This window comes from Alterinioella sp. B-7, assembly GCF_056857775.1.
This window is the reverse complement of sequence record NZ_JBSXNT010000031.1, coordinates 286,113-292,841: the sequence shown is the minus strand read 5'-3', so window position 1 is coordinate 292,841 and position 6,729 is coordinate 286,113. Positions and strand designations below refer to the sequence as shown.

6 protein-coding genes are annotated in these 6,729 nt (G+C 65.8%); 3 read left to right on the top strand and 3 right to left on the bottom strand.

The window, feature by feature from the left end; all coding sequences use genetic code 11:
• Nucleotides 1-130 precede the first annotated feature (130 nt).
• The 3 genes from AC13C7_RS09690 to AC13C7_RS09680 form a co-directional block, all read right to left on the bottom strand.
• Entirely contained in the window at nt 131-1,324 is a 1,194-nt protein-coding gene (locus AC13C7_RS09690; protein WP_482867342.1) for a tyrosine-type recombinase/integrase, read from the bottom strand.
• A 268-nt stretch (nt 1,325-1,592) separates the two neighbouring features.
• Entirely contained in the window at nt 1,593-2,543 is a 951-nt protein-coding gene (locus AC13C7_RS09685; protein WP_446117707.1) for an alpha/beta fold hydrolase, read from the bottom strand.
• Between the two features lie 3 nt (nt 2,544-2,546).
• Nucleotides 2,547-2,840, bottom strand: a complete 294-nt coding sequence (locus AC13C7_RS09680; RefSeq protein ID WP_172321534.1) for an SCP2 sterol-binding domain-containing protein — start codon at nt 2,838-2,840, stop codon at nt 2,547-2,549.
• 76 nt (nt 2,841-2,916) lie between these two features.
• Here AC13C7_RS09680 and AC13C7_RS09675 point away from each other — a divergent pair, with 76 nt between their 5' ends.
• From AC13C7_RS09675 to AC13C7_RS09665, 3 genes are read left to right on the top strand one after another with little or no spacing between them, the layout of a single operon-like run.
• Nucleotides 2,917-3,477 (top strand): tetratricopeptide repeat protein, encoded by a 561-nt coding sequence (locus AC13C7_RS09675; protein ID WP_214647530.1) that lies wholly within the window; start codon nt 2,917-2,919, stop codon nt 3,475-3,477.
• Between the two features lie 31 nt (nt 3,478-3,508).
• Entirely contained in the window at nt 3,509-6,349 is a 2,841-nt protein-coding gene (locus AC13C7_RS09670) for a helicase-related protein (RefSeq protein ID WP_482867341.1), read from the top strand.
• Nucleotides 6,346-6,723, top strand: a complete 378-nt coding sequence (locus tag AC13C7_RS09665) for an RNA-binding S4 domain-containing protein (protein WP_474887979.1) — start codon at nt 6,346-6,348, stop codon at nt 6,721-6,723. Before AC13C7_RS09670 ends, AC13C7_RS09665 begins: the two co-directional genes overlap by 4 nt.
• The last annotated feature ends 6 nt before the right edge of the window (nt 6,724-6,729 follow it).

Here is a 6,729-nt window from a genome sequence, read left to right as displayed (position 1 = left end):
GCGGAGTCCGTCCAAAATCGACCAAACCGCCGCTCAGGCGGCACAAACGGCGCGAAAATCGCTGGCAACGGCGTCTGTCCGGCGCCAAACTGCCTTCAAGCCGAAGCCTCGGCGCAGCCGAAGGCGTTGATCAGACGTTCCTAAAGCTCACCAAAACTGCCTTTTTTTGAATGGAATAATCAGCCCACCGCTCCATCAGCGCCCGCCGCTGCTCCAAGAAATCCGTCCTGCGATACGCCCGCTCGACCTTGCCGCCCACGGTGTGCGCCAGACAGGTTTCAGTCACGTCGAACGGGGTGTTGGTGGTTTCCGCGACCCAGTCCCGAAAGGATGACCGGAAGCCGTGCGGCCTCTCGACCATGCCGCGCCGTTCCATGTAGCGGGCCATTGTGGCATCGGAAATCACGCCCTTGCGGATGCTGGGAAACAGGTATCCATCGCGCGCAAAAGGCTTGGCCTGTTCAATGACGCTCAGCGCCTCTGTTGAAAGCGGCACCCGGAAATCCGTGGCAACGCCTTTCCGCGATTTCATGTTCTCAGCCGGAACCGTCCATGTATCCCCGTCGATCTGGTCCAGCCGCATGAAGCGGATAGGCTTTGACCTGAGCGCCGTGAGGATAAGAAGCCGCAACGCCAGTTCGGTCACGGTGCCTTGCGACAGGCTCTGGTAGAAGGCAGGCACGTCCTGCCAAGGAACCGCAGGAATATTGGTCACGGTATGGCGTTGTCGCCCCAAGAGCGCCTGCGCCTTCTCGGTCGCCTGCACGTCAACTTCCAAGCCCAGCGCCGCCGCATGTTTGATGCAGACGCCTAGCCGGTTGATAGCCTTGCGCGCGGTCGCGGCCTTGCTGTGCCAGATCGGGGCCAGCGTGTCGCGTATGTCCCTTTGGTCGATCTCTGAGACAGGCACACCGCCCAGCTTGGGCAGAACGTGCAATTCGAGAGGCGAGAACCATCGGCCCGCCTTGCCATCGCCCTTCAACTCGGCCTTTCGGCTTTCAAAGGCATCAATGGCAACGTCTTTGAGCAAGTGCATTTGGCGCTCAGCATCGCGCCTCTGCCGTTCTCGCTCCTTGATCGGGTCTTTACCTTGCCGCGTCACGTCCCGCCATGTGTTCGCGGCTTCCCTCGCCTGTGCCAGTGACGTGTCGGGATATGCACCCAAGCCCATCTCGCGCCGCCGCCCGTGAACCGTCACCCGCAACACCCACTGCGCGTCGCCATCCTTGCGCTTGTAGAGCCATAGCCCGCCACCATCGGAAAACTTGCCCGGCTGGGCGGCTTTGACCTGTGAAGCGGTCAGCTTGTTCAATGCACGGGTCATCTCGTCCCCTTCTCAATCCCCCTCTAGATATAGTATGCCACGCCGCCCGATGGAACACCACGGGACAGGGATTGTCATAAATAACTGGGGATAGTGAGAAATCGGCTATGCCGTGGTGCCCCAAGATATAGGGATTGGATGCGTCTCGACCGCACCAATTCATCTCATGTCAATCGTTGTAGATGACGGGGCGGCCTGGCGCGGGGGCGCTCGGTCGACCGAGCGCATGTGCGGCCCGTTGACGGGCCGCGTCCGCCACGACGGGCCCTTATCCGGTCGCGGCGTCCCGCCGCGCGCTGTGGCTGTCGAACCAGGTGGCGATGGCCTCGATGCAAGGGGTCCGCAACGCGTCGACCTCCATCAGCAATTCATGGCGCGCGCCCTCGATCACCTCGAGCCGCCCGCCCGGCCAGTTCTCCATCCTTGCGTGAACCGCCGAGGGTTCCACGATGCTCTCCTCCGACCCGATCATGGTCAGGGTGGGCATGTCCAGCGGGTCCAGCGCGACCAGCGTGGCGCATTCCTCGACCGCGGCATGCACCCAGGTGATGGAGGGGCCGCCGAGCGCCAGTTCGGGATGTCGGGCGGTCTGGCCCTCCATATAGGCGAACTGGTCCCGGTCATGTGTCAGCGGGTTGTCCTCGAACGCCATCGGCGCGGCGGGGCCGGTGGTTGGCGCGAAGGTCTTGTCCAGGCCGAGTGGCTTGGACAGCCCCATGACGATGCCAGAGATGGCCTTGAGGAACCCGGTCATGCGGATGCCCCACATCGGCGCGGAAAACACCGTCGCGGCGACCGGCAGCCCGTCATAGAGCGCGCGCAAGCCGATCGCCCCGCCCATCGAATGGCCAAGCAGGAAATGCGGGCCCCGCAGGTTCAGCACGCGCAGCGCCTCGCGCAGGGCCGCCACATCCTCGCGGTATTCGTCGAAGCTCATGACATGGCCCATGTCGCGGCGATGCGCGGGGCGGTCGGCCAGGCCCTGGCCGCGCCAGTCCACGGCGATCATTCCATATCCGCGCGCCGCGAACTCCGCCGCGACGCGGCCGTATTTCTCGATATATTCGGTCCGGCCCGGAAACATCAGGACAGTGCCCTTGTCCCCCTGCGGCCAGACGCCCAGGCGGATGCGGGTGCCGTCGGCGGCGCGCAGCCAATAGGCCTGCGCCCCCGAAGGGCCTTCCGCGATATCCGCGAGATAGGGGGCCGGTTCCAGCATGGCTCAGGACAGGTGGCCGGCCAGGCGCATGGCGGTGCCCATATCTCCGTCGAGCTTGAGGCGCCCGCCCATGAAGGCGGAGGTCGGGTTCAACTCGCCCGAGAGGATCTCACGGAACGTGTCGGCATCGGCGGTCAGCGTCACCTCGGTTTCATCGCCGTCGCTGCCTTCGCGCACGCCCGCGCCATCGACCACGACCGAGCCTTCGCCCTCGATCTCGAATTTCGCCGAGCCGTCGAATTCGCCGTCGATCTTTTCGCGCAGGGCGGCAACGGCCTCGGTGATGATATCGCTCATATTTTCGTTCCTTTTGGTCACGGGCACCGGAAAACGCTGGAATGATCGGTGCCGAATGTTAAATTCAGGTAAGAACATGATGACTATGACCTCAATATACAACGCTATCGTGGCGGCAGCCATTGCGATCTGGCTGGGGCTTTCCCCGGCGCAGGCGCAGGGCAATGACCTGGATCGCCTGTTCGACAGCCTGCGCGACCCCGGCACCACGGATTGGCAACGCATCGAGGAAGAGATCGAGCGTCGGCTGTCCAATTCCGGCTCGCCCTCCGCCGACCTGTTGCTCAGGCGCGGGATGCAGGCGCTGGAGGCCGAGGATTACGGGGCCGCCATCGACCACCTGACCGCGCTGACGGATCACGCGCCGGAGTTTTCAGAGGGCTGGAACGCGCGTGCCTCGGCCTATTTCATGGCCGGTCTCTACGGCCCCGCGATGCAGGATCTGGCCCGTGTGCTGACGCTTGAGCCGCGCCATTTCGGCGCGCTTAGCGGGCTTGGCATCATGCTGGAGGAGATGGACGAGCCCGAGCGCGCGCTGGCCGCCTACCGCGCCGCCGCCCGCATCCACCCGCGTCAGCCCGAGATCGCCGCCGCCATCGAGCGGCTGAACCGCGCGACCGAAGGCACGGCGCTCTGACGCGCCACCAAATCCACGAAGGACGAGCGACATGCAGCGCGACGGGCGCATCACGGCTGTCTTGGGGCCGACCAATACCGGCAAGACGCATTACGCGATCGAACGGATGCTGTCCCATCGCACCGGTATCATCGGGCTGCCGCTGCGCCTGCTGGCGCGCGAGGTCTATGACAGGATCGTCGCCCTGCGCGGCCCGCGCGTCGTGGCGCTGGTCACCGGCGAGGAGCGCATCGTGCCGGACAGCGCCCAATACTGGGTCTGCACGGTCGAGGCGATGCCGCCCGGCATGGGCTGCGATTTCCTGGCCATCGACGAGATCCAGCTTTGTGCCGATCCTGAGCGCGGCCATGTCTTCACCGACCGCCTGCTGCGCGCGCGCGGGCTGCACGAAACGCTGTTCCTGGGCTCCGACACCATGCGCGGGGCCATCGCGGCGCAGGTCCCGGGCGTCCAGTTCACAAGGCGCGAGCGGTTTTCCGAGCTGACCTATACCGGGTCGAAGAAGATCAGCCGCATGGTGCCGCGATCCGCCATTGTCGGCTTCTCGGTCGAGAACGTCTATGCCATTGCCGAGCTTCTGCGCCGTCAGCGAGGGGGCGCGGCGGTGGTCATGGGCGCGCTGTCGCCCCGCACCCGCAACGCGCAGGTGGAGCTCTACCAGAACGGCGATGTCGATTTCCTGGTGGCGACGGATGCCATCGGCATGGGGCTGAACCTCGATATCCGGCATGTCGCCTTTTCGGGCCTGCGCAAATTCGACGGGCGGCGGATGCGGGCGCTGGCGCCCAATGAACTGGCCCAGATCGCGGGCCGGGCCGGACGCTATACCGAGCCGGGCAGTTTCGGCGTGACGGGCGAGGCCCCGCCGCTGGACGAGGCGACGGTGACGGCGATCACCGAGCACAGTTTTCGGCCCGTCCAGAAACTGCATTGGCGCAATGCGCGGCTGGAGTTTGGCTCGGCTCAGCGGCTTATCGCCAGTCTGGAGGCCCCGACAGGCGACGATTGGCTGACCCGCGCGCGCGAGGCCGACGACCTGATGGCGCTGAAGACCATCGCGGCGATGCCGGAAATGGCCCCGCGCCTGACCGATGCGCATGGGGTCAAGCTGCTCTGGGATATCTGCTGCATCCCCGATTTCCGCGGCATCAGCCATGCGGAACATGCGCAGCTTCTCGCGCGTATATTCGAGTATCTGCAGGATCTGCACCGCGTGCCCGACGACTGGCTGGCGCGGCAGGTCAAGCGTTTGGACCGTACGGATGGCGACATTGACACATTATCGAAACGGTTGGCCTATATTCGCACATGGACCTATGTTGCGCAGCGGAAGAACTGGGTCGATGACGAAACCCATTGGCGCGAGGCGACGCGTGCCGTAGAAGACCGCCTGTCGGACGCCCTGCACGGGGCGCTGACCCAGAGATTTGTTGACCGGCGCACATCCGTGCTCTTGCGCCGGTTGAAGCAGAAGGAGGGCCTCGTGGCCGACGTGAATGACAAGGGTGAAGTGACGGTCGAGGGCGAATATGTCGGCCGTCTGGAAGGGTTCCGGTTCCGGCAGGATGCCAGCGCCGGGGCCGAGGACGCCAAGACATTGCGTCAGGCGGCGGTCGCGTCCCTCGCGCCCGAGTTCCATCTGCGTGCCGACCGCTTCTACAACGCGCCCGATACCGAGTTCGATTTCACCGAACAGGGCGGGCTGATGTGGGGCGACATGGCCATCGGCAAGCTGGTCAAGGGGCCGGAGCCTCTGAAACCCATCGCCGAAGCCTTTGTCGACGAGGAAGCGGGACCGGAGGTGATGCAGAAGGTGCAGCGCCGCTTGCAGCATTTCATCGACCGCAAGATCGCCACCCTGTTCGAGCCGCTTCTGGCGATGAGCCGGGATGAGGCGATCACCGGCCTTGCGCGCGGGTTTGCCTTCCGCATGGTCGAGGCGCTTGGCGTCTTGCCGCGCGGCCCCGTCGCCGATGAGGTCAAGGCGCTGGACCAGGATGCGCGCGGGCTGTTGCGCAAGCATGGCGTGCGGTTCGGCCAGTTCACGATCTTCCAGCAGGCCCTGCTGAAGCCCGCGCCGACACGGCTGCGCCTGGTGCTCTGGGGTCTGGCCAATGACCACGCGGAATTCGCCGAAAGCCCGCCGCCGGGCCTGGTGACGATCCCCGCCGTCGAGGGGGCGGACCCTGAATTCTACCCCAATGCGGGCTACCGGCTGGCAGGCGCGCGCGCGATCCGCATAGACATGCTGGAACGCCTCGCCGACATGCTGCGCCAGCAGGACACGCGGGGCGGCTTCGAGGCGACGGCCGATATGCTCTCGATCACCGGCATGACGCTGGAACAGTTCGCGGACCTGATGGAAGGTTTGGGCTACAAGGCCGAGAAGGGCGAGCGCGCGAAGGTGAAAGCGCCCGTGGAAGAGGCGAAAGCCGCGCCCGAGGCCAGCGATACCCCCGATCCGCCCACGGAAGTGCCGGACGAGCAGCCCGATGAGGGTCCGAGCGAGCCGCCGCAGGAAACCCCCGTCGAAGACCCCGACACCGGCCCGGCGGAACCGCCGACCGAATTGCCGCCCGCCGAGCCGCCCACCGAAATCCCCGAGGCGCAGGCCACGGAAGAGCCCGCCGAGATGGAGGTGTTCTACACCTTCGCCTGGGCGCCCCGCCGCCGTCCGAACCCGCAGGGCCAGCGCCGCGACGCCAAACCCGGCGGCAAGCCGCGCGGCAAGGGCAAGCCGAAGGGCGCCCCGAAAGGAGCGCGCGGCGACAAGCCCAAGAGCTTCAGCGCACAGCCCAAGCGGCATGAGAAGAAGATCGACCCCGACAACCCGTTCGCGCAGGCGCTGGCGGGGTTGAAGACCGACAGCTGACCGAGGCGGCCCCCTCCCGGCTGCGGCTCGACAAATGGCTGTGGCAGGCGCGGTTCTACAAGACCCGCAGCCTGGCCGCGCGCATGATCGCGGGCGGGCATGTGCGGGTGAACGCGGTCAAGACCCACAAGCCCGCCGCCACCGTCACCCCGGGCGATGTGCTGACCTTCCTGCAGGGGCGCGACATCAGGGTGGTGCGGGTTGTGGCGCTTGGTGAGCGGCGCGGACCGGCGCCCGAGGCGCAGGCGCTCTATGACGATCTGACGCCCGCCAAGGACGATGTTCCGCGAAATCCGGGCTATGAAGGAAAGGGCCGCCCAACGGGCAAGGATCGCCGGGCGCTTGGTTCTTTACGTCGCAGCCCGCTTGAATGATCGGGT